Raw genomic sequence first — 21,170 nt, 5'->3', positions numbered from 1 at the left:
GTCTACGCGTAGTACCCGTCGACCGGCACGCGGGCCTCGTCGTACAGCGCAGGTCCTTCCAGCGGTACGTCGGGGAACCCGCCGGTGGACTTGAGTCCGTCGAGCTGCTCCCCGGACAGCGCGAACACGACCTGACCGAGCCCTGAGCGTGCGAGAGCACCCGAGCACATCCCGCACGGCTGGCAACTGGTGTACATCGTCGTGCCCGCGGCCTGCTCCGGCGACAGCTCTCGCGCTGCCCAGACCGCGAGCTTGAGCTCGGGGTGGAAGCTGATGTCGCGATCGGTGATGGTGGTGTTCTGCTCCTCGGCCAGGACGGTCCCGTCCGGTCCGACCAGCAACGAGCCGAACGGCGGGTTGCCGGCCTCGCGCGCGGCCGCGGCCAGCTCGATCGCGCGCCGGAGGAATCCTTCTGCTTCGGGGGTCACATCGTCTCCTGTCGTCGGTGCGCGGCGATCGTCGCCAGCGCCTGCCAGGCCACCTCGGGCCGTTCGGTCTCGGTTGGATCGCCGATGAAGGGATCCAGTACGACGCTCTGCGCGCCGAGCTCACGCAGTACGTCGAGGTCCGCCAGGACCTGCTCGAGCGAACCTTCACCCGCGACCCGCGAGTCGTCGGGCAGCGGGTCGGGGGTCAGCCGCAGCAGGATCCGGGGGGCGAAGCCGGGCGCCGGCCGGTCCTCCGCGGCGGCGATCGCGCGCAGTTGATCCATTGCCGTGCGCAACCAATCGACGCGCTCTCGGAGCGGGTGCCAAGCGTCCCCGAACCGCACGGCCCGGCGCATCCCCGCCGTACTGCGGCCGCCGACCCAGATCGGAATATCTCCGCCGCCGTAGTCCTTGTCATCCGCCCAAGCGCGCCGCAACTCGGCCAGCACGTGATCCGTCTGGCTGCCACGCTGGTGGAAATCAGCGCCGAGCGCTTCGAACTCCTGACGGGCCCAACCGACCCCGACACCGAGGACGAGCCGGCCGCCACTGAGTTGGTCGAGGTTCGCCGCCATCCTCGCCACCAGCAACGGGTGACGGTACGGCGCGATCAGCACAGTGGTCCCGAGCCGGATCCGATCGGTGACTCCGGCCAGCCAACTCAAGGTGGTGAACGGTTCGAAGAACGGCGCCGGGTACTGGCTCGCGACATCGTCCGTGATCGCGACATGGTCCGACACCATCAACAGGTCGTAGCCCAAGCCCTCGACCACCCGCGCCCACTCGCGCAGTCGCGCCGGACTCGTGCCGGGGCCGAAATTCGGGACGTTCACTCCAAGTTCCACGGCATTCAGGCTATCCAGGCAGACCGTCGGTTCTGAAGACATTCCTCCCGGCGTACGGCGACCTGGACCGTGGAATCGCCGGTAGATTGGCGCTATGACCGAGAGTCTCGATCCGACTGACTGGGCCATCCTGTCCGCGCTCCAGAACGACGCCCGGATGTCGCTGACCGGGCTCGGCCGCCAGGTGAACCTGAGCGCCTCCGCGACGACCGAGCGGGTACGGCGACTGGAGTCGGCCGGCGTGATCACCGGTTATCGCGCGGACGTCGACCTGACGAAGGTGGGCTACCCGGTGCTGGCCGTCGTACGGCTGAAGTACCCGGGCAACAAGCACGGCCCGCTGCACCGGCTGCTCGCGGACCGGCGGGAGATCCTCGAGTGCCTCCGAACCACGGGCGACGACTGCTACACGCTGAAGGTCGCCGCGGCGTCGATGCCGCACCTCGAGGAGCTCGTCAACGAGCTGACCGAGTTCGGCAGCACGACCACGAACCTCGTCTACTCCCAGACGCAGCCGTATCGCGGACCGGAAAAGCCGGTGACCGAACACCGCTGAGTCTGGGAGCGTTACCGGGTGCTGACCGTCCTGGGCATCGACGTCTCCCCCGACTTGCTCGAGCGATGGGTCGATTGGCTGGCACCCGATGAGCAACCGTTCTTCCTGACGAAGAAGCAGGCCGCCGAGTGGGGCCTGCCGGTCGACGACGATCGGGAGCCGACGGCGGAGCAGCGCGACACCTATCGCACGTACGGCGTTGCCGGGGAGGCTGTGCGGGTCAGTTGGCTGAGCGAGGCGGCGTACTCGGAGCTGCCGAAGGCGACCCGAGCGGCGCTGGTCCGCGCCCAGGTGCGCCACGACCGCGCCGCCGTCCCGACGGTCCGCCGATGGTCGGGCCTCCTGGACGTTCGGGGGCAGGCAGACGGGCATCGGTTCGTCTGGTGGAAGTCGCTGCTGACAAAGCCCGGTCTCGTGCTGCCGGCGATCGTCAGCGAAGACCTCGGCCCGAGTCGGCACGCTGAGGTTCGCAGCTGGCCGGCCGAGTTCCCGCGGGTTCGTGGGCTGGCCGGGACGTATCCGGACGGCAGTGGGCCGAACTGCTTCGGGACGGTGATGGCGGCGTGTGGGGTCGAGGGCGCCGACGCAGTGTGGATGCAGCGGGAGCCGTTCGAGCAGTGGCTGGCGGAGAACACCGAGACGGGTGGGCGCGACGACGTACCGGGCACGGTGTTTGTCTGGCGCGACGGTGGGCAGCTGGTTCAGCATGCTGCGATCACGATCGGCGACGGATGGATGCTGCACAAACCGTCGCAGTCGTGGATGACGCCGCGGAAGGTGCGCACGGTCGGCGAGGTCAAGCGCAGCACGCGGACTGCCGGGTGGCGGCTGGAACGACGTAAGGTGAATGCGTGAGGGTGCTCGTCACTGGGGCCGCTGGGCTGCTGGGGAGCGAGCTGCTGCACTTGGCCGAGCACGAAGTGATACCGACGTACCACTCCCAGCCAGTGCCGGGCGGCATTCAGCTGGACATCCTGCGACCGGACGACGTGCGCGACGTGATCCGCAGGGTCCGTCCGGACGGCATCATCCACACCGCGTTCAACCAGTGGGACTGGGCGACGACGGCCGAGGGAGCCGCCAATGTCGCGGTCGCCGCGCAGGGTGCCCGGTTGGTGTTCGTCTCGAGTGACGCGGTGTTCGGTGGGCGCGAGACGCCGTACGACGAGGATGAGCCGCCCTGCCCGGTGACGCCGTACGGCGCGGCCAAGGCGGCTGCCGAGACTGCCATCCGGGCGATCGATCCGTCGGCCGTCATCGTGCGTACGTCGATCATCGTCGGACACGACGGCCGGTCGTCCACCGAGCGCTTGGTCCACGAGTTGGCCGCCGGTGAACCCGGAGCGCTCTTCACCGGCAACATCCGCTGTCCGGTCCACGTGACCGACCTGGCCGCCGCGCTGCTCGAGCTTCTCGTGTCCGACGTCAGCGGGGTGGTCCATGTGGCCGGGCCGCGAGCCCTCAACCGCCTCGAGCTCGGCCGATTGGTCGCCGAACGCGACGGCCTCGACCCGGACTCCCTCGCGTTCGTCCCCGGAAGCCCGTCGGACGTCCGCCTCGACAGCCGCCGCGCCGAGAAGATCCTCAAGACCAGCCTGCGGGCACCCAGCGAATACCTTGCGCGCGGCGTCTTACAGGCCGCGGTCGGGCAGGAGTGAGCGGGCCAGTCGTTCGAGGGCCTGGGCCACCTCGGCCACTCGCGCCGGGTCGTCGGTGCCCAAGGCGGTGGCGAGCGCGTCCTCGATGCCCGTCGCACGAACCTGCGCCAAGCGGTCCGAGGTACCGGGCGCCTGGCTGACGAGAGCTCTGCGCCGGTCGGCGGGATCGGGCGTCGTGAAGACCGTGCCGGCTTCTTTCAGCCGGGCGATGGCGGTGGAGACCTGGCTCTGCGGGAGGCCGGTACGGGTGGCGATCTCCCCCACCGCGCTCTCCGGGTGCTCGGCGATATCGCTGGCGACGACCAGGACCATCCGGGCGCTGCCGGCGTACTTCCCCGATCCCCCAGGCGGTTCCGGGAGTGCGTCCTCGCCGATCTTCATCAGCGCGCGGCCGAGCAGGAACAGGTCGACTCCATTCACGGACGCCAATCTACATCAACCTAGATACATCTTGAACGATGCATCGAATTAGATGTACTCTCCACGTCATGCCAACACTCGACGTTCCCGGAGCGGTCCTGCACTACCAACTCGCCGGCGACGGCCCACTGCTGCTGATCTCGCAGAGCGGTGAAGGCGATGCCGATCGCAGTACGGACCTGGTCAGCCACCTCACCGATGACTACACCGTGCTCACCTACGACCGCCGCGGCCTGTCCCGCAGCCGGCTGCAAGATCCAGCCGCCATCACCGACCACGCGGACGACGTCCACCGGCTGCTCGCCAACGTCACCGACGAGCCGGCCCTGATGCTCGGCTGCAGCCTCGGCGCCGTGATCGGGATGCACGTCGCGGTCCGCCACCCCGATCAGCTCAGTACGCTCGTCGCCCACGAGCCGATCGCCCCGTGGCTGTTACCGGACCCCGCGGCCAAGCAGCACCGCGAAGAACTCGGGATCATCCGCGACCGCTATCTCGCCGACGGACTCCAGGCCGCGATCCCGGAGATCGTCCGTACGCTCGGAATCGACCCGGCGACCGCTGGGGCCGAGCCGGACCGGACCGAGTTCCCGATGGATGCCCGGCGGATCGCCAACTTCGACTACTTCATCCGCCACGACTTCATCGCAGCGATCGAAGATCACCTCGACCTGGCAAATGTCAGCACCCACATCATTCCCGCCGCGGGCACGACCACCCCGCGGACCGTGTACGACTACCAGTGCGCCGAGGCGCTGGCCGCGCTCCTCGAGCAGGAGCTCGCCGTGTTCCCCGGTGGTCACAACGGCAACCTCAGCCACCCGCGGGCGTACGCCGTCCGGCTGCGAGAGCTCCTCAGTCCGCGTCGTTGACCGTCGTGGTGACCGGAGTGCCGAGCTCGACCGTCCGGCTGACCGTGCAGAGCCGGTCGTGGGACATCTTCACCGACCGCGGCAGCGCCTCCCGGGCCTTGTCGCCGTCCTCGCCCTCGGGGAAGCGGATGGTGAACTCGACCGCGAGGTTCTCCATCCGATTGCCCTCCTCGGCGTCCCGGACCTTGTCACCGCGGACCACCGCGCTGAACTCGGTCGGCTCGGACCGGCGGCTGACGACGATGTCGACGTCGATCGCCGAGCAGGTCCCGATCGCGGCCAGCAGCAGTTCGACCGGGGTGAAGTCGGTGTCGGCGCCACCCGAGCCGACGGTGATGCTGCCACCGCGCGCGTTGTGGACCCGGTAGCTGCTGTTGGCGATGCGCTCGAAGTGCACCTGCCTGCCCGGACGCGATGAGCTGTCCGAAGGGAATGGAGAGTCAGCCATAGCCGTCACATTCTGTTGCCAGTGGCAACGTCAGAGATTCTTCAGAGCCTCGCTGACCGGGGTGTCCCCGGCCACGAGTTCCAGGGTCCGGCCGATCGCGGCCGGGGTGTCGCAGAGGCCGGCCAGCACCAGCGCCACGTCGTCGCGGCTGATCCGGCCGTTGCCGGTCTTGTCCGCCAGCAGCACCTCGCCGGTGCCGGGGTCGTTGGTCAGCCCGCCCGGCCGCAGGATCGTCCAGTCGAGGCCGTCCCTGGACCGCAGGTCCTCCTCGGCGGCCCACTTCGCCTTCAGGTAGACGGTGAAGATGTCGTCGTCGTCCAGCGAGTCGGCCCGGTCCGCGCCCATCGATCCGACCTGGAGATGACGCCGTACGCCGGCCTGCTCGGCCGCATCGGCGAACAGCGCGGCGGCGGCCCGATCGACCGTGTCCTTGCGTGCCTTCCCGCTGCCCGGTCCCGCGCCGGCGGCGAAGATCGCGACATCCGCACCGGAAAGTACGCCGGCCACCGCCGCGACATCGGCCTGCTCGAGATCCAGTACGGCGGCCCGCCCGCCGGCCGCGGCCAGATCAGCCTCGTGATCAGGGTTCCGAACGAGCCCGACCACTTCGTGACCGTCACCACTCAGCAGTTTGGTCAACCGCACAGCGATTTGTCCGTGTCCACCCGCAATCACGACTCGCATACCCCGAGCCTAACCCTCGAAGGAATCAGGCAGACTGCTCCCGTGCCACACGCTACGGCTGCCGACGGGACCCGGATCGCCTATCAGGTTCGTGGCGAGGGGCAACCGCTGGTTCTGCTGGCCGGGCAGTCCAACAATCACCACTGGTGGGACCCGATCCGCGCCGACTTCGAGGCGGCGTACCGGACGATCACGCTGGACTGGCGCGGGACCGGGGACAGTGACAAGCCGGACGAGGTCTACAGCACGCCCGGTTTCGCCGACGACGTCGTCGCGGTGCTCGATCACCTGGGGCTGGACCGGGCTCACGTGTATGGCACCTCGATGGGCGGCCGTGTCGCGCAGTGGGTCGCGATCAACGCTCCCAGCCGCGTCAGGGCGCTCGTTCTCGGCTGTACGTCACCTGGCGCGGCGCACGGGTACGAACGCAGCAAGGAGATCCGGCGTGCTCTCGCCGACCCGGCCCGCACCGGCGCCGTCCTGCTCGACCTGATGTACACCCCGGCCTGGCTGGCCGCGAACCCCGGCCCGTACCCGGTCCTCGGCGACAAGAGCATGCCGTCGTACGCGAAGGCACGGCACTTGGTCGCGAGCAACAAGCACGACGCGTGGGAGGGTCTGCCCAGCATCATCGCACCGACGCTCATCCTGCACGGGACCGACGACATCTTCAGCCCGGTCGCCAACGCGCAGCTCCTCGCCGACCGCATTCCGCACGCGCGAGCCGAGCTCATCGACACAGCCCGGCACGCGTACTTCCACGAGTTCCGGTCAGTCGCCGGGCCGCTGGTCCTCGACTTCCTGGCTGCGCAGGACCGGGCGTAGGGCATCCAGTACGGCGGGGTCCTCGATGGTCGACGGGACCGGTTCGTCGCGGCCGTCGGCGATCCCGCGCATCGTCTTGCGCAGGATCTTGCCCGAGCGGGTCTTTGGCAGCCCGTCCACCACGGACACGTCCCGGAACGCCGCCAGCGGCCCGATGTCCCGCCGTACCGCGGCCACCAACTCCTCCCGCAGCACCTCCTCGGGGATGTCGACGCCGGCCTTGAGTACGACGAGACCGCGCGGCAACTGTCCCTTCAACGCGTCGCGGACGCCGATGACCGCGCACTCCGCCACCGCCGGGTGCGCCGCGAGTACCGCTTCCATGCTGCCGGTGGACAACCGGTGGCCGGCCACGTTGATCACGTCGTCGGTGCGGCCCATCACGAACAGGTAGCCCTCGTCGTCGCGGTAGCCGGAGTCACCGGTCAGGTAGTAGCCGTCGTACTGGCTGAGGTAGTTGTCGATGTAGCGCTGATCGTCACCCCAGAGCGTCGGCAACGCACCCGGCGGAAGCGGCAGCTTGACCGCGATCGCGCCCTCCTCGTGCGGCCGGAGCTGCTTCCCCTGGGAGTCGAGGATCTGCACGTTCCAGCCCGGCATCGGGACCGTCGCCGATCCAGGCTTGGTCGGCAGCGGTTCGAGCCCGCGCGGGTTGGCGGCGATCGACCAGCCGGTCTCCGTCTGCCACCAGTGGTCCACGACCGGTACGCCGAGATGTTCATGGGACCAGTGATATGTCTCGGGATCGAGGCGCTCCCCCGCGAGGAACAGCGTGCGGAACGAGTCGAGCGGGTACTTCGCCATCTCGGCGGCGGACGGGTCGAGCTTCTTGATCGCGCGGATCGCGGTCGGCGCGGTGAACAGCGCCTTCACGCCGTGTTCCGAGATCACCCGCCAGAACGCCCCCGCATCCGGCGTACCTACAGGCTTGCCCTCATAAAGCACAGTGGTCGCGCCGACCAGGAGCGGCCCGTAGACGATGTAGGAGTGTCCGACGACCCAGCCGACATCGGAGGCGGTCCACCACACGTCGCCCGGGCCGATGTCGTAGACCCCTCGCATCGACCAGGACAGCGCGACCGCGTGGCCGCCGTTGTCGCGGACCACGCCCTTCGGCTTCCCCGTCGTACCCGAGGTGTAGAGGATGTAGAGCGGATCGGTCGCCGCGACCTCCACCGGACCAACCAGTTCCGCTCCGGCGGTGACCGCGGTCCAGTCGAGATCGGTGTCGCCGAGCTTGGCGACGGCGGCCTCGCGCTGCAGGACGATCGTGTGATCGGGCTGGTGCTGCGAGATCTCGAGGGCGGCGTCGAGGATCGGCTTGTACTCGACCACGCGAGCGGGCTCGATGCCGCAGGAGGCCGCCACGATCACGCGCGGGGTCGCGTCGTCGATCCGGGCGGCGAGCTCCTTCGCCGCGAACCCGCCGAACACGACCGAGTGGATCGCGCCGAGCCGCGCGCACGCCAGCATCGCGACCACGGCTTCGGGGACCATCGGCATGTAGACGATGATGCGGTCGCCCTTGCCGACCCCGAGCGACGCAAGCCCGCCGGCGAACCGGGCGACCTCGTCTCGGAGCTCCGAGTACGTGTAGCTGCGACCCGTGCCGGTGACGGGCGAGTCGTAGATCAGCGCGGTCCGATCCCCGTGGCCCGCCTCGATGTGCCGGTCGAGAGCGTTGTACGACGTGTTCAGCGAGGCATCCGGGAACCAGCGGTAGAGCGGTGCGCCCGAGTCGTCGAGGGCCCGCTTCGGTGGCCGGATCCAGGAGACCGCCTCCGCGGCCTCGAGCCAGAACCCTTCCACATCCGCGAGACTCCGCCGGTAGCTCTCGTCGTACGCACCCATGTCCCAGGCCTCCAGGTCAGTCGGCTGCCTCCCATCGTGGCAGGGTTGAGGCATGACGGTAAGTCTCGACGAGGTGCGGGCAGCGGCGGAGCGGATCGCCGGCCGGGTACGGCGTACTCCGGTGATTCAGGTGGCCCCCGGGCTCACGTTCAAGCTGGAACTGCTGCAGCACACCGGATCCTTCAAGCCACGCGGCGCGTTCAACCGGCTGCTCACCGCCAAGGAACGCGGTGAACTCACCGGGCAGGGCGTGGTCGCGGCGTCCGGCGGCAACGCGGGACTCGCGGCGGCCTATGCGGCCCGCGAGCTCGGCGTACCCGCGCGGATCTTCGTACCGGTGAACGCACCCGCCCCGAAGGTCGCCAAGCTGCGCACGCTCGAGGCCGAGGTGGTCCAGGTCGGCAACGAGTACGCCGAGGCCTACCAGGCAGCCGTCGAGGCGCGGGACGCGTCGGGCGCGCTGCTGCTGCACGCCTACGACCAGCCTGAGGTCGTCGCCGGCCAGGGCACCCTCGGACTGGAGCTGCTGGAACAGGCCGGGATGTTCGACACGGTCCTGGTCGCGGTGGGTGGCGGCGGGCTGATCGCGGGTATCGCGACGGCGATCGGTGACAACGCCCAGGTCATCGGTGTCGAGCCGGCGCTGGCACAGACGTTCCACCGCGCTCTGGAGGCCGGCGAGCCGGTTGACGGTCCGGTCGGCGGGGTCGCGGCCGATTCACTCGGTGCGCGACGACTGGGGGACCTGGCGTTCGCGGCGGCTCTGGCGCACGACGTACGGTCACTGCTGGTTGACGAGGAAGCGATCGTTGCTGCTCGCAATGAGCTGTGGCGCGAATATCACCTGGCCGTCGAGCATGGCGCGGCCGTCGCGTACGCCGCGCTGACCGCCGGCGTCTACCGGCCGGCCGCCGGGGAGCGGGTGGTCGTGGTCGTGTGCGGAGCGAACACGGACCCCACGACGCTTACCTGATCGAGCCGCGTTTCGGCTTGTCGTCGGTGAGGATCCAGGCAGCCAGGATGCCGGCGATCCCGCCGAACAGGTGGCCCTGCCAGGAGATCCCGTCTTGCGGTAGCAGACCGCCGAACAGCGCGCTCCCCCAGACCATGATCACCACGATGCCGACCAGGACCTGGCCGAGCCGGCGGTTGAACAGGCCGCGCGCGATCAGGTAGGCGGCGTACCCGAAGACCAGGCCGCTGGCACCGATCGTGATCGTGTTCGGCGGCGAGATCAGCCAGGTCCCGAACCCGCCGACCACCGTGACGATCGCGGTCACCGCGAACAACCGGGTCGCGCCGCTGACCGCGATCAGTGCGCCGAGGGTGACCAACGGCAGCGTGTTCGAGATCAGGTGACCGAAGCCGAGGTGCAGGAACGGCGCGGTGATCACGCCGATCAGCCCCTGGGGATCGCGGGCGATGATCCCGTACTGATCGAGGCGCCCGTTCAGCGCGGTGTCGATGACCTCACTGAGCCACATCAAGCCGACCAGCGCGACCAGCAGCTTGATCCCACCCCCGATCCGAGCGGTGTCGACCGTCCGCCCGGTGCGCTTCGCGGGTATCTGCGAGCTCATACCCCAACGATGCCGTATCCGCTCAAATCTCAGCCTGTGACTGGCGCGGCGACAGCACACAGTGATCTCTGGGATACTCCGCGTGGCTGTCGAGGTGAGCTGGGGGAACGCGATGCCGATCGCTGTCTATGTGCTGGGCTTGAGCATCTTCGCGCAGGGGACGTCCGAGCTGATGCTGGCCGGTCTGCTGCCTTAGCTGTCAACCGATCTCGGGGTCTCGATTCCCGCGGCGGGCCTGCTGATCTCCGCGTTCGCCGTCGGCATGCTCGTCGGTGCGCCGGTGCTGGCCGTGGTGACGCTCAACTGGTCCCGGCGTACGTCGTTGCTGCTCTTCCTCGGCATCTTCGCGCTGACCCACATCGCGGGTGCGCTCACGCCGAACTACTCCCTCCTCCTTGTCACCCGGGTCGTCGGCGCCTTCGTGTACGCCGGCTTCTGGTCGGTCGCGGCGGTCACGGTCGTGGGGCTGGTGCCGGCCGACAGTCGCGCTCGCGCGATGAGCATCGTCACCGGAGGCCGTCGGGCTGGATCGCGGTCGCCACCGGGCTCGCGGCCCTCGCGACGGTCCTCGTCGCGGCGTTCGTGCCGGTCAGTTCACCGGACCACTCGGGTCGAGGTGGCTCGGGTCGAAGTCGGCGTGCCGCTTGAAGACGTACTTGTTCAGCAGCCAGGTGATCGCCCACAGCACGACACCGACAACCATCAGCCAGCCGGCGATCTTGTAGTCGGCCGAGTCGCGTCCGGACAGCGGGCTGGCCAGGTAGACGCACAGCACGGCACCGATCACCGGCAGCGCGGTCGGCGCGTTGAAGTGCTTGTGCTCCACCCGGTCCCGGCGCAGCACCAGCACCGCGACGTTCACGATCGCGAACACACACAACAGCAGGAACGCCGTCGTCCCACCGAGCGCCGCCAGATCGGCGTACCCGATCAGGAAGAACGCGAGCAGCGTGGTGAACAGGATCGCGATGTACGGCGTCCGCCGCGTGCGCAGCACCCGCCCGAGCGGACCGGGCAGCACCCGCTCGTGCGACATGCCGTAGAGCAGGCGGCTGGCCATCAGCATGTTGATCAGCGCCGAGTTGGCGACCGCGAACATCGTGATCCAGGCGAACACTTCGAGCGGGAAGCCCGGCGCACCAGCCTGGACGACCTTCAGCAGCGGCGTCGCGCCCTTGTTGAGCTCGTCCGGCGAGACCAGCGCGACCGCGGAGATCGCGACCAGTACGTAGATGACACCGGTGGCGCACAGGCCGATCAGCATGATCTTCGGGAAGATCTTGACCGGGTCCTTGGTCTCCTCGGCCATGTTCACCGAGTCCTCGAAGCCGACCATCGCGAAGAACGCCAGCGCGGTCGCCGCGGTGATCGAACCGAACGGCGACTCACCGGTCGGGACGTTGAAGTCGGTCAGCCGCGAGGTGTCGCCGTCGCCACCGAGCAGCGCCCAGGCGCCGATGCCGATCACGATCAGCAGACCGCTCAGCTCGACACAGGTGAGGACGACGTTCGCCTTCACGCTCTCGCCGACGCCGCGCAGGTTGACCAGCGCGATCAGGGTCATGAAGCCGAGGGCGGTGATCATCAGCAGCGACCCGCGCTCGGGGTCGATGTCGGCGGCGGTGAAGAAGTTCGCCGCGAACGCCTTCGACGCGCTCGAGGCCGAGGTCAGACCGGAGCACATCACCGCGAAGGTGAGCAGGAAGGTCAGGAAGTGGATCCCGAACGCCTTGTGCGTGTAGACCGCGGCACCGCCGGCCTTCGGGTACTTCGTGACGAGCTCGAGATAACTGGTCGCGGTGAGCAGCGCCACCACGAACGCGCACAGGAACGGCAGCCAGACCGCGCCGCCGACCTCACCGGCCACCTTGCCGGTCAGTGCGTAGACGCCGGTGCCCAGAATGTCGCCGACCACGAAGAGCAGCAGCAGACCCGGGCCCATGACCCGTTTGAGTTCAGGACGCTCACCGGTCTCCGGTGTCGCGGTACTCTCACTCATCGTGCCTCCCTGGAATCAGCGCGTCACGTACCTGACATGCTGCCATCTCAGAGAGACAGACGCTCCTGTTCAGGAGGGGCGGGCGCGCGCGTTGAGGCTTGACCGGGCGTCCCCTGTCCGGTCCGCGCGCGCCCGGCAGAGACAGGCTTACCCCACTCCGGGGGCATTCGCACCTGACAACGGCCTGACATATCCCGGACATGGCGCGAAGTCGCCACAGTTGGGAAAAGGATTCCAGCTGCATCCAGGAGACGAGATAGCCTGTCCAGGATCCGGGCTGCGGGAGGGTTGGATGCTGGAGTCGGTCGGGGTGGAGCGACCCGATGAAGAGGCGTACCGAGCCCTGCTGACCGCGCCCGGATGCGCTCTCCCCGAGCTCGCCAAGCTGCTCGATCGTGACGAGCGGGAGGTCGTCGCGTCGGTCGGCCGGCTGGAGGAGCTCGGTCTGCTCACCACCACGTCCGACCACCCGGTCCGGCTGTTGCCGACCCGTCCGGACGTGGCCGTCGACGCACTGGTCGCCGTACGACGGGCCGAGCTCGACCGGGTCCGTGCGGAGGCCCGGGTGCTAGAGACGGAACTGCGCGCCCAGGAGCAGCACCGGCCCGAGAACCTGGTCGAGGTAATCGTCGGTCAGGACGCGATCGCGGCCCGGTTCGCGCAGTTGCTGACCGCGACTCGTGAGCACTTGATGGTGCTGGACCGGCCGCCGTACGCCTCGAGGCCCGGCGAGTCCGACCCTCGGGTCCGCGGGCTGCTCAACGACGGGGTGGTTGTCCAGGGCATCTACTCGCCGGACTCCCTCGGCGTTCCGGGCGGTGTGGACGAGGCGTACAGCGCGGCGGATGCCGGCGAGACGTCGCGGGTGCATCCGCAGCTGCCGATGAAGCTGGCCGTGTTCGACCGCCGGATCGCGTTGCTCCCGCTGTCGGTGGACCAGCTGGTCGACAGTGCGCTCGTCGTCCATCCCTGTGCGCTGCTGGACGCGCTCATCGAGATGTTCACGCTGCTGTGGGACCAGGCGGTGCCGGTCGTGCCGTCGGTCAAGGCTGATCCGACCGACGCCCGGCTGATGACGCTGCTCGCCGCGGGGTTCAAGGACGACGCGATCGCGCGACAGCTTGCGTTGAGCAGTCGCACGGTCGGACGCCGGGTCGCCGAGCTGATGGAGTCGCTGGGGGCGCGGACGCGGTTCCAGGCCGGCATCCACGCCCAGCGCCGCCAGCTCCTCGAGGACTGAGCTCCTGTTTCAGCAGGTGCCGAGCATCTGCTGGAGCGCGGTCTTCTCCGCCGATTGCAGCGACAGGCCGTACGTGTACTTCACCCAGATCCACTCGCGCGCATAGATGCAGTGCACAGATGTGTTCGTCGGCTTCCAGGACGCAGGGTCCGAATCACCCTTCGAGCGATTGCTCGACGCCGACACCGCGATCAGCTGGGCGATGGTCAGATTGTTCGCGAACTCCTGGCGGCGCGCAGTGGTCCAGGCGTTCGCACCGGACTTCCACGCCTCGGCCAACGGCACGATGTGGTCGATGTCGACTCCGGAGGACTGCTCGATCCAGGTGGCGTCGTACACGCTGTACCAGCGACCGGCCGTCGGCTGACAGCTGCTGTTGACGGTGACGCCGGTGCCGTCGCGTTTCAGTACCTGTTCGCGGGTGTCGCAGGTGCCGGACTGGTTGATCCAGTGCGGGAACAGGTCCCGGCTGTAGCCGCTCGTCGAGCCTTCCGCTTTGACGGTCAGACTCGCGAGCTCGGTGGCCGCCGTACTGGCCGACGGTGGCGTCGGCGGGTAGGCCAGGGCTGGGCCGGCACTGAGGGTCAAGGCCGCCGTCGCGGCGAGGGTTGTGATGGCAGCAGTGATCGACCGGGGCGGTGAGGCGGGGAAGGTATTGGGCAGTCGCATGAGTCAGCCTCCGAGGGTAGGGCGGATCCCCCCTGACTTGCTGCCCCCAGCCTTCCCCGCTCACGCGCTGCAGGAAACCACTCACCAGTTACAGTCGCGTGAACGTCAGTCGTGTTCGACGACAGTCAGCGTCCAGCCGTTCGCCGCGCGATCGAGCTCGGCGTTCCAGCGCTCACCCGCCAGCTTGTGCAGCGCCTTCGCCGTACCGGGATCCTTGCCGGACTCGAGCAGGTGCCGGGCGACCAGGCCGCGGGTGTGCTTCGCGTTGTGCGACACCACCGAGCGGACACCGTCGCGTTCGCGGACGACGTTCACCGACACCCACTTGGCCGCTTGGTCTCCGGTCGGTCGCCAGGCGGCGACGTACGTCGACGACCGGCAGTCGACGATGACTCCGTCCGCGTCCGCGAGTGCGGCGGCCAGCGGGTCACGCCAGACCGATGCGAGCGGGCCGAGCCCGGGCAGCGTCGTACCCATGGACAGCCGGTACGGCGGGACGCGGTCGGCCATCCGCAACGCACCCCACGCCGCCGACACCACGAGCAGGCGGTTTCCCGCGCGGCGCTTGCTCCCCGCTGACAAGGTCGCGTAGCCGAGAGCGTCGTACAGCACGCCCGAGTACAGCTCCGACACCGGCACGGCCGGCTCGGTGCGCCAGCGGGTGTTCCGGTCGACCTCACCTTGGAGGGAGGCACCGACGCCCAGGACGTCGTACGCGTCGGACGTCGACGAGACCTTCGCCAGTGTCTCGAGGACCTGCTCGCGGACGGGATTGAGCTCCGGAAACGACAGCGTCGAATGGTCGACGGCGCGCCCGCGCGACCGTCCGGTCTTGCTTTCGGACGGCGGCAGAAGAATCAGTGTCATGACGCCCGCGCCGGAGGCGCGGCATTCAGTACAGTCACGTGAGCTCGTCCAGGGCTGCCAAATCTGCTGCGGTCGGGTCCCAGGTGCCGGCCGCGACGTTCTGTGCGATCTGCTCGGGTGTGGTGGCCCCGGCGATCACCGAGGCGACCGCGGGTTGCGCGGCCAGGCCGCCGATCGCGACGTCGATCAGGGTCAGGTCCCGCTCGGACGCGAACGTCTCGAGGGCCTCGATCTTGTCGAAGTCGGCGCGGGCCAGCCGGTCCGGCTGCGTCGACAGCCGGCTGCCGTCGGGGGCGTCCGCGCCACGCTTGTACTTGCCGGTGAGCAGTCCCGAGGAGAGCGGGAAGAACGGCAGGATGCCCAGGCCGAGGTGCTCGCACGCGGGCGCCAGCTCGTCCTCGACCTCACGCTCGAGCAGCGAGTACCGGTTCTGGGCGCTGATGAAGTGCTCCAGCCCGTTGGACCGGGCGGTCCAGTCGGCGTCGACCACCTGCCAGGCCGCGAACTGCGAGCTGCCGATGTACCGGACCTTGCCCTCGGCAACGAGTTCGGTCAGGGCCGCGAGGGTCTCCTCGATCGGCGTGACCAGGTCCGGGACGTGCAGCTGGTAAAGGTCGATCCAGTCGGTGCCGAGCCGCTGCAGGCTCGCTTCGACCGCCTTGCGGATGTACCGGCGGGAGCCCCGGACACCCCAGTCCGGCCCGTTCGCCCCGTGCATGTCGCCGCCGAACTTGGTCGCGATCACCACCTCGTCGCGGCGGCCGCTGAGGGCCTTGCCGAGGAGCTCCTCGCTGAATCCGTGCTCGCCGTGGTAGACGTCCGCGGTGTCGAACAGGGTGATTCCCGCGTCGACCGCGGCGTTCACCACCGCGTCCGTCCGGGCCGCATCCAGCCGCCGCCCGAAGTTGTTACAGCCCAGTCCGACCACGCTCACGGTCAGACCCGAGTCGCCCAGCTGCCGGTACTCCATCTCACTCATGTGCTCACCCTAAACACCGCATAGAGTTGCCGACATGCCGAGTCTCACCGTCGACGGCGCCCGTACCCGGGCCGCCGCGCTCTCCGTCCACTCGTACGACGTCGACCTCGACCTCACCCAGGGCGAACGAACCTTCGGATCCACCACGAGGATCACCTTCGCCGCGTCGGGTCCGGCCACCTGGCTGGACGTGAAACCCGATGAGCTGACCTCGGTCACGCTGAACGGGACAGCGGTCGACATGGCCGGTCTGAACGACGGGCGGCTCGAGCTGACCGGCCTGCAGCCGGAGAACGAGCTGGTCGTGGTCGCGTCGATGCTGTACTCGAACGACGGTGAGGGACTGCACCGTGCGGTCGACGCGGCCGACGGTCTCGTCTACACCTACGCGATGTCGTTCCTCGACGCCGCGCCCCGGATCTTCGCGTGCTTCGATCAGCCCGACCTCAAGGCGCCGTACCGGATGAAGATCACCGCGCCGCCCGAGTGGCTGGTGCTCGGCAACGGCGCCGCGACGCAGGTCTCGCCCGGTCGGTGGGAGCTGGCCGAGACGCAGCCGCTGTCGACGTACTTCGTGACCGTGGTGGCCGGGCCGTACCACCAGCTCACCGATTCCCACGACGGCATCCCGCTCAGCGTGGTGTCGCGGCAGTCCCTCAAGGACGCGCTGGACCGGGAGGCGGAGGACATCTTCACGGTCACCAAGCAGTCCTTCGACGAGTACCACCGGATGTTCGGGTACCGGTACCCGTTCGGCGAGTACCACCAGGCGTTCGTACCGGAGTTCAACGCCGGCGCGATGGAGAACCCGGGCTGCGTGACCTTCCGCGACTCGATGGTATTCCGGTCGGCTGTGACCGACGGCGAGCGCAGCTCCCGGGCCCGGACCATCGTCCATGAGATGGCGCACCAGTGGTTCGGCGACACCGTGACGATGAAGTGGTGGAACGACCTCTGGCTGAACGAGTCGTTCGCCGAGTACATGGCCCACCGGGTGTCGACGGACGCGACGCAGTACACCGACAACTGGATCGACTTCGCCTACATCCGTAAGTGGTGGGGCATGCAGGCCGACCAGCGCTCGTCGACCCACCCGGTCGCCGCCGACGCGGTGAAGGACGCGCTCGCGTCGCTGGACGACTTCGACGGCATCTCGTACGCGAAGGGTGCGGCAGTCCTCAAGCAGCTCGCCGCCTACCTCGGTGACGACGTGTTCCTGGCCGGCGTCAACGCGCACATCGCCGCGCACGAGTTCGGCAACGCCACCTTCGGCGACCTGCTGGCCAAGTGGACCGAGGCCGGCGCGGTCGGCCTGGACGACTGGGCCGCCAACTGGCTGCGTACGCCCGGCCTCGACACGATCAGCGCAGTCCGCACCGAGACTGGCATCAAGCTGCGTCGCGTCGCGCCGGTCGCCTACCCGGCTGCTCGCCCGCACAAGCTGACCGTCGGCGGCTACGACGTGGACGGCCGCGGTACGACGGTCGACGTACTGCTGGATGCGGGCGAGGTGGACGTCCCACTCGACCCGTCGGTGGCCGTGGTGATCCCGGACGCGGGTGACGACAGCTGGGCCAAGATCCGGCTCGACGCGGACAGCCTGGCCAACCTGCCGTCGGTGCTGCCGAAGATCGAGGACGGCGTGACGCGGGCCGTCGTACTGAACAGCCTGCGGGACGCGATCGCCGATACCGAGCTCGATCCGAAGCTCGGGTTCGACGTCCTGCTCGGAGTGCTGCCGACCGAGACCAGCGACATCGCGGTCGCCACGATGGTCGGCTGGGCCACCACGCACCTGCTCGGTGTCTACCTGCCCTACGAGCCGTACCGCGGACAGTTGGCCGATGCCCTGGCCTCCCGGCTCGAGACTGTCCCGGCCGGGTCGAGTGTGCAGCTCGCGGTGGCTCGCGGTCTGGCGCGGTTCAGCGACGACGTCGACGTACTCAAGGGTTGGCTTGCGGGTGACGGCGTACCCGAGGGTCTCGCGATGGACGCGGACCTGCGCTGGACCATGCTGTTGCAGCTCGCCCGGCTCGGCGCTATTGGTGACGCCGACATCGATGCCGAGCTCGAGCGGGACTCCTCGTCCGAGGGCATCGTGCACGCGACCCGGTGCCGGGCCGCGCTGCCGACCGCCGAGGCCAAGGAGCGGGCGTGGACGCAGATCACGACGGACGCCGAGCTCGCGAACTACGAGCTGTACGCAGCGTGCGAGGGCTTCTGGCATCCCAGTCAGGTCGAACTCACAGCGCCGTACGTCGACCGGTACTTCGCCGAGATCGCGGGCACCGAGAAACTGCGGTCGGGCTGGGTCGTCGCATCCAGCGCGAAGCTCGCGTTCCCTCGCTATGCCGTCGAGCAGCGGGTCGTCGACCGAGCCGCCGACCTGGTCGTGGACGAATCGGTCGCGGCCGGAATCCGGCGGTCGGTCGGCGACGGCGTTGACGACCTGAAGCGCGCACTTGCGGTGCGTTCGGCGTACGCCGGATGACCAACTGAGTCGCGGTCACACCGTGTTGTGACTACTGTGACTGGTGTGATCAGGAGGACCCTGATGACCAGGCAAAATGTGATTTCGTGACGTAACCTCCACAATGACCGGGCGGCACGGCGCGCCGGTCTTGGTCAGGCAGCACGTCACGGGAGAGACTGTCGAGAACCGCACAGGAGAACAAAGGCAATGCGCGAGGCGAGGCTCGTCGGTCTGAGCCAGGATGGCAAGCAACTCATCCTGGCGCTGGCAGAGACGGGTGAGGAGTTCGCCATCCCGGTCGACGACCGGTTGCGTGCGGCCCTCCGCGGCGACCGTGCCCGACTCGGCCAGCTGGAGATTCAAATGGAGAGCGCCCTGCGCCCACGAGACATCCAGGCTCGTATCCGCGCCGGCGAAAGTCCCGAGGCGGTCGCAGCCGTCGCCCAGATGCCGATGGAACGCGTGATGGCGTTCGCCGGCCCGGTCCTCGCCGAGCGCGATCACATCGCCAGCCTCGCGCAGCGCGCTTCCGTTCGTCGTCGTGGTGGTGGCGATGCCCCGACCCGCAACCTCGGCGCGTGGGTGACCGACCGGCTGCGGACCCGCCAGGTCGATCCCGCCTCGGCCGAGTGGGACGCGTGGCGACGCGAAGACGGTCGCTGGGCGGTCCGCATCTCCTACTTCGTCGAGACCGATGACGAGGCGGAGCAGAAGGACGAGAAGATCGCCATGTTCGCGTACGACGCTCCCGGTCGCTACGCAGTCCCCGACGACGACGAGGCCCGCTGGCTGGTCGGCGAGCAGGCCCAGGTCATGCCGCCATCCGTCCAGCCCACGCACCAGCCCGGCGAACGCCGCCTCACCGCGGTCGCCGACATCGACCCCACCATCGCCCCCGACCACGGCGCCGACAGCTACGAAGCCGGCTTCGAAGACACCATCAGCCTCCCCCGCCGAAACCACCCAGCCTCCCGCTCCGGCCACGACACGTCCCGCGACACCGGCCGACCCACCTTCGGTCGTGACGTCTCCCCCGAGACCGGCCAGGACACCGCCCGCCCAGGCTTCGGCCGTGACATCGAGCCTCCGGCTGCCCGCGAGAGCGGCCCGCGCCGAGTCCATTCGGTTCCCAACCCGGACGACGAGCCAACCCTGATCGACGTACCGATCGAGCAGCCCCCGGCCCTACGCCCCGCCGTCCGCGCAGTAGAGCGCCCCACCCAACCGCCGGCCGAATTCGCCCCACAGGAACAACGCGCCGCCGAACCCCCCGTCACCGACCGCCGCCCCACCCCCGACCGAACCCCAACCCCACCCCGCCACGCCCCAGAGTCCCGCGCCACCGAGCCCCGCAGCTCCGACACTCGCCAGCAGTCCGAGCGCGACGTGTCCGCCCGGTCCCAGCAACCTGAGCGCGAGACCCCTGAGCAGCCATCAACCCAGCCAGAGACGCCCGCGGCCCCCGCAGCCGAGGTCACCTCCGAGCCCGCGGCCACCGAAGAAACCCCAGCCGAGCCCAAGAAGAAGCCAGCCCGCCGAAACTCCAAGCGAGCCAGCGTCCCCAGCTGGGACGAAATCATGTTCGGCAAAAAAGCCGACTAACCACCCCTGTCCGCCCGCGGGTGTTGGCGACCCGGACACCACCAACTGCCACCCGAGCCTGTCGGGCCACGGGTTCCGGCCCCCGCGCTAGCCTCGACTTCCCTCGCCCGGCCACCCATCACAACCCGCAGCCACGGCCGTCGAGTCGTGTGCTCTGGTTGCTATCACCGCGACCGAGTCGTGGACCTTGGTTGCGATCCGGGCGATTTCTCGACCTCCATCCACGACTCGGCCGGTGTTGGTTGACGGATCATGGACAGGTGTCCCAGATGGCGGACGATGTTTGGCAGGATGGGTGTGCTCTGTCATGATCTTCCGCATGCAGATGCTGTGTTGTTGCTGTCGTCGCTGACGCGCGCCGTCTCCGGCGCACGAGGCCCTGTCCTTTCCATGGCCCGCCCGCCGACACAGCACTCACAGGATCTTCCCCATGAATCTCCCGGCTTTCGCCGACCTCCTCGCGTCCCGCGGCCTCCGCCTGCTCCCCGGCTCACACGCCGTACCGGTCGAGCTGCTAGTTCAGTTGCCTGACGCAACAATCGTGCGCTTCACCGCCCAGGGCGCCACGCTCCGGCTGCGCAGCTACTCCCCCGACGCCCTCACCACGATCACCATCCCCGCCGAGTGCGGCTGCGGCGACCACCACCCCCAGACCGGCCCGACCCGAGTCACCCTCAGCCGGTACGCCGTACCGTCCGAAGAGCGCATCATCGACGGCGAACTCCTCTTCGGCTGGCAAACCCACGAAGCCGGCCTCCTCCCCCTCCCCGACGCCGCCCCCCACTTCTTCACCCTCCTGGAAACCCTCCCCACCCCCACCCGCCAACTAGCAGGCGTCGCCTGACCCCACCCGGCCCAACGACCCCACGAACAGCTCAACCGCCTAGCCGCCCTCACCCAGGCCCCCGCGAACACGCCAGTCGCCCACCCTCGCCCACCACCCGCGGCCATCCGGCGACCACCCCGCGAATGTCCTACGCCCGGCCCGCCCGTCGCCGCACCACCTCACGGGCGCTTCGCTCGCCCGCCCGACAGACCCGCACTCGCCACCCAGCCCGCGGATGCGTCGTTCGCCTGCCCAGGCCCCACCCGACACCTGACCACCCCGCGAACATTTCAGGGGATAACCCCCGAGCTGGAGGGTTGCCCCCCTCAGATTCTCAGTGGGCAACCC

Annotated in this window: 21 protein-coding genes and 1 pseudogene; 11 read left to right on the top strand and 11 right to left on the bottom strand. The window is 69.0% G+C overall.

The window, feature by feature from the left end; translation table 11 throughout:
* Positions 1-2: 2 nt before the first annotated feature.
* Positions 3-428, bottom strand: coding sequence for a nucleoside deaminase (locus AB0E63_RS43015; protein ID WP_360379648.1), 426 nt, complete (start codon positions 426-428; stop codon positions 3-5).
* The gene (locus AB0E63_RS43010) at positions 425-1,273 is read right to left on the bottom strand and encodes an LLM class flavin-dependent oxidoreductase (RefSeq protein WP_360379645.1); all 849 of its coding nucleotides are present in this window, start codon (positions 1,271-1,273) and stop codon (positions 425-427) included. The genes AB0E63_RS43015 and AB0E63_RS43010 overlap by 4 nt, the downstream gene beginning before the upstream one ends.
* A gap of 94 nt (positions 1,274-1,367) precedes the next feature.
* Here AB0E63_RS43010 and AB0E63_RS43005 point away from each other — a divergent pair, with 94 nt between their 5' ends.
* Genes AB0E63_RS43005 through AB0E63_RS42995 form a run of 3 tightly spaced genes read left to right on the top strand, consistent with a single transcriptional unit; the run spans position 1,368 to position 3,487 of the window.
* The gene (locus AB0E63_RS43005) at positions 1,368-1,829 is read left to right on the top strand and encodes an Lrp/AsnC family transcriptional regulator (RefSeq protein ID WP_360379643.1); all 462 of its coding nucleotides are present in this window, start codon (positions 1,368-1,370) and stop codon (positions 1,827-1,829) included.
* Positions 1,830-1,847: 18 nt separating this feature from the next.
* The gene (locus AB0E63_RS43000) at positions 1,848-2,684 is read left to right on the top strand and encodes a hypothetical protein (RefSeq protein WP_360379641.1); all 837 of its coding nucleotides are present in this window, start codon (positions 1,848-1,850) and stop codon (positions 2,682-2,684) included.
* Complete coding sequence (locus AB0E63_RS42995; protein WP_360379638.1) at positions 2,681-3,487, top strand: sugar nucleotide-binding protein; 807 nt, start codon at positions 2,681-2,683, stop codon at positions 3,485-3,487. The genes AB0E63_RS43000 and AB0E63_RS42995 overlap by 4 nt, the downstream gene beginning before the upstream one ends.
* Here the strand turns inward: AB0E63_RS42995 and AB0E63_RS42990 are convergent.
* On the bottom strand, positions 3,461-3,907 hold the full coding sequence (locus AB0E63_RS42990; protein WP_360379636.1) for a MarR family transcriptional regulator: 447 nt from the start codon (positions 3,905-3,907) through the stop codon (positions 3,461-3,463). The genes AB0E63_RS42995 and AB0E63_RS42990 overlap by 27 nt on opposite strands.
* Before the next feature lie 68 nt (positions 3,908-3,975).
* On the opposite strand from AB0E63_RS42990, the gene AB0E63_RS42985 reads away from it, so the two are divergent.
* A complete protein-coding gene (locus AB0E63_RS42985; protein ID WP_360379633.1) occupies positions 3,976-4,779 on the top strand; it encodes an alpha/beta hydrolase in 804 nt (267 codons plus the stop codon).
* Here AB0E63_RS42985 and AB0E63_RS42980 read toward each other — a convergent pair.
* Complete coding sequence (locus tag AB0E63_RS42980; RefSeq protein ID WP_360379630.1) at positions 4,763-5,227, bottom strand: OsmC family protein; 465 nt, start codon at positions 5,225-5,227, stop codon at positions 4,763-4,765. The two genes, AB0E63_RS42985 and AB0E63_RS42980, sit on opposite strands and share 17 nt — an antisense overlap.
* 30 nt (positions 5,228-5,257) lie before the next feature.
* The gene (locus AB0E63_RS42975) at positions 5,258-5,911 is read right to left on the bottom strand and encodes an SDR family oxidoreductase (protein ID WP_360379628.1); all 654 of its coding nucleotides are present in this window, start codon (positions 5,909-5,911) and stop codon (positions 5,258-5,260) included.
* A gap of 42 nt (positions 5,912-5,953) precedes the next feature.
* Here AB0E63_RS42975 and AB0E63_RS42970 point away from each other — a divergent pair, with 42 nt between their 5' ends.
* Positions 5,954-6,736 (top strand): alpha/beta fold hydrolase, encoded by a 783-nt coding sequence (locus AB0E63_RS42970; RefSeq protein WP_360379625.1) that lies wholly within the window; start codon positions 5,954-5,956, stop codon positions 6,734-6,736.
* Here the strand turns inward: AB0E63_RS42970 and AB0E63_RS42965 are convergent.
* Positions 6,683-8,587 carry a propionyl-CoA synthetase gene (locus tag AB0E63_RS42965; protein WP_360379622.1) on the bottom strand — a complete coding sequence of 635 codons (1,905 nt, stop codon included), beginning with the start codon at positions 8,585-8,587 and terminating at the stop codon, positions 6,683-6,685. The genes AB0E63_RS42970 and AB0E63_RS42965 overlap by 54 nt on opposite strands.
* A gap of 52 nt (positions 8,588-8,639) precedes the next feature.
* Between AB0E63_RS42965 and AB0E63_RS42960 the strand changes: the two genes are divergently transcribed.
* Positions 8,640-9,560 carry a threonine/serine dehydratase gene (locus tag AB0E63_RS42960; protein WP_360379619.1) on the top strand — a complete coding sequence of 307 codons (921 nt, stop codon included), beginning with the start codon at positions 8,640-8,642 and terminating at the stop codon, positions 9,558-9,560.
* Here AB0E63_RS42960 and AB0E63_RS42955 read toward each other — a convergent pair.
* On the bottom strand, positions 9,553-10,167 hold the full coding sequence (locus tag AB0E63_RS42955) for a rhomboid family intramembrane serine protease (RefSeq protein ID WP_360379616.1): 615 nt from the start codon (positions 10,165-10,167) through the stop codon (positions 9,553-9,555). The two genes, AB0E63_RS42960 and AB0E63_RS42955, sit on opposite strands and share 8 nt — an antisense overlap.
* Before the next feature lie 196 nt (positions 10,168-10,363).
* Between AB0E63_RS42955 and AB0E63_RS42950 the strand changes: the two are divergent.
* A pseudogene (locus AB0E63_RS42950) lies at positions 10,364-10,636 on the top strand (MFS transporter); the annotation flags it as partial.
* 120 nt (positions 10,637-10,756) lie between these two features.
* On the opposite strand, the gene AB0E63_RS42945 reads toward AB0E63_RS42950, so the two are convergent.
* Positions 10,757-12,166, bottom strand: a complete 1,410-nt coding sequence (locus AB0E63_RS42945) for an APC family permease (RefSeq protein WP_360379614.1) — start codon at positions 12,164-12,166, stop codon at positions 10,757-10,759.
* A 292-nt stretch (positions 12,167-12,458) separates the two neighbouring features.
* Here AB0E63_RS42945 and AB0E63_RS42940 point away from each other — a divergent pair, with 292 nt between their 5' ends.
* Positions 12,459-13,406 (top strand): LuxR C-terminal-related transcriptional regulator, encoded by a 948-nt coding sequence (locus tag AB0E63_RS42940; protein ID WP_360379611.1) that lies wholly within the window; start codon positions 12,459-12,461, stop codon positions 13,404-13,406.
* 9 nt (positions 13,407-13,415) lie between these two features.
* Here the strand turns inward: AB0E63_RS42940 and AB0E63_RS42935 are convergent, their stop codons facing one another.
* The 3 genes from AB0E63_RS42935 to AB0E63_RS42925 form a co-directional block, all read right to left on the bottom strand.
* Positions 13,416-14,075, bottom strand: coding sequence for an HNH endonuclease family protein (locus AB0E63_RS42935; RefSeq protein WP_360379609.1), 660 nt, complete (start codon positions 14,073-14,075; stop codon positions 13,416-13,418).
* 105 nt (positions 14,076-14,180) lie between these two features.
* Entirely contained in the window at positions 14,181-14,942 is a 762-nt protein-coding gene (locus AB0E63_RS42930) for a peroxide stress protein YaaA (protein WP_360379606.1), read from the bottom strand.
* Between the two features lie 34 nt (positions 14,943-14,976).
* Complete coding sequence (locus AB0E63_RS42925) at positions 14,977-15,921, bottom strand: aldo/keto reductase (RefSeq protein WP_360379603.1); 945 nt, start codon at positions 15,919-15,921, stop codon at positions 14,977-14,979.
* A gap of 34 nt (positions 15,922-15,955) precedes the next feature.
* On the opposite strand from AB0E63_RS42925, the gene pepN reads away from it, so the two are divergent.
* From pepN to AB0E63_RS42910, 3 genes are all read left to right on the top strand, one after another.
* Positions 15,956-18,412 (top strand): aminopeptidase N, encoded by a 2,457-nt coding sequence (gene pepN, locus AB0E63_RS42920; RefSeq protein WP_360379600.1) that lies wholly within the window; start codon positions 15,956-15,958, stop codon positions 18,410-18,412.
* A 189-nt stretch (positions 18,413-18,601) separates the two neighbouring features.
* The gene (gene sepH / locus AB0E63_RS42915) at positions 18,602-19,996 is read left to right on the top strand and encodes a septation protein SepH (RefSeq protein WP_360379598.1); all 1,395 of its coding nucleotides are present in this window, start codon (positions 18,602-18,604) and stop codon (positions 19,994-19,996) included.
* A gap of 430 nt (positions 19,997-20,426) precedes the next feature.
* Positions 20,427-20,840 (top strand): hypothetical protein, encoded by a 414-nt coding sequence (locus AB0E63_RS42910; RefSeq protein WP_360379596.1) that lies wholly within the window; start codon positions 20,427-20,429, stop codon positions 20,838-20,840.
* Positions 20,841-21,170: the final 330 nt, after the last annotated feature.

It is taken from the genome of Kribbella sp. NPDC026596 (genome assembly GCF_040638415.1).
Taxonomy (GTDB): domain Bacteria; phylum Actinomycetota; class Actinomycetes; order Propionibacteriales; family Kribbellaceae; genus Kribbella.
This window is presented reverse-complemented; position numbering and strand designations above follow the sequence as displayed.

What these genes read in the sequence shown, in the direction of transcription:
- AB0E63_RS43005 (WP_360379643.1), top strand. Translation starts at nt 1,368, where the DNA reads ATGACCGAGAGTCTCGATCCGACTGACTGGGCCATCCTGTCCGCGCTC.
- AB0E63_RS42985 (WP_360379633.1), top strand. Translation starts at nt 3,976, where the DNA reads ATGCCAACACTCGACGTTCCCGGAGCGGTCCTGCACTACCAACTCGCC.
- AB0E63_RS42980 (WP_360379630.1), bottom strand. Translation starts at nt 5,227, where the DNA reads ATGGCTGACTCTCCATTCCCTTCGGACAGCTCATCGCGTCCGGGCAGG.
- AB0E63_RS42975 (WP_360379628.1), bottom strand. Translation starts at nt 5,911, where the DNA reads ATGCGAGTCGTGATTGCGGGTGGACACGGACAAATCGCTGTGCGGTTG.
- AB0E63_RS42965 (WP_360379622.1), bottom strand. Translation starts at nt 8,587, where the DNA reads ATGGGTGCGTACGACGAGAGCTACCGGCGGAGTCTCGCGGATGTGGAA.
- AB0E63_RS42960 (WP_360379619.1), top strand. Translation starts at nt 8,640, where the DNA reads ATGACGGTAAGTCTCGACGAGGTGCGGGCAGCGGCGGAGCGGATCGCC.
- AB0E63_RS42955 (WP_360379616.1), bottom strand. Translation starts at nt 10,167, where the DNA reads ATGAGCTCGCAGATACCCGCGAAGCGCACCGGGCGGACGGTCGACACC.
- AB0E63_RS42945 (WP_360379614.1), bottom strand. Translation starts at nt 12,166, where the DNA reads ATGAGTGAGAGTACCGCGACACCGGAGACCGGTGAGCGTCCTGAACTC.
- AB0E63_RS42940 (WP_360379611.1), top strand. Translation starts at nt 12,459, where the DNA reads ATGCTGGAGTCGGTCGGGGTGGAGCGACCCGATGAAGAGGCGTACCGA.
- AB0E63_RS42935 (WP_360379609.1), bottom strand. Translation starts at nt 14,075, where the DNA reads ATGCGACTGCCCAATACCTTCCCCGCCTCACCGCCCCGGTCGATCACT.
- AB0E63_RS42930 (WP_360379606.1), bottom strand. Translation starts at nt 14,942, where the DNA reads ATGACACTGATTCTTCTGCCGCCGTCCGAAAGCAAGACCGGACGGTCG.
- AB0E63_RS42925 (WP_360379603.1), bottom strand. Translation starts at nt 15,921, where the DNA reads ATGAGTGAGATGGAGTACCGGCAGCTGGGCGACTCGGGTCTGACCGTG.
- pepN (WP_360379600.1), top strand. Translation starts at nt 15,956, where the DNA reads ATGCCGAGTCTCACCGTCGACGGCGCCCGTACCCGGGCCGCCGCGCTC.
- sepH (WP_360379598.1), top strand. Translation starts at nt 18,602, where the DNA reads ATGCGCGAGGCGAGGCTCGTCGGTCTGAGCCAGGATGGCAAGCAACTC.
- AB0E63_RS42910 (WP_360379596.1), top strand. Translation starts at nt 20,427, where the DNA reads ATGAATCTCCCGGCTTTCGCCGACCTCCTCGCGTCCCGCGGCCTCCGC.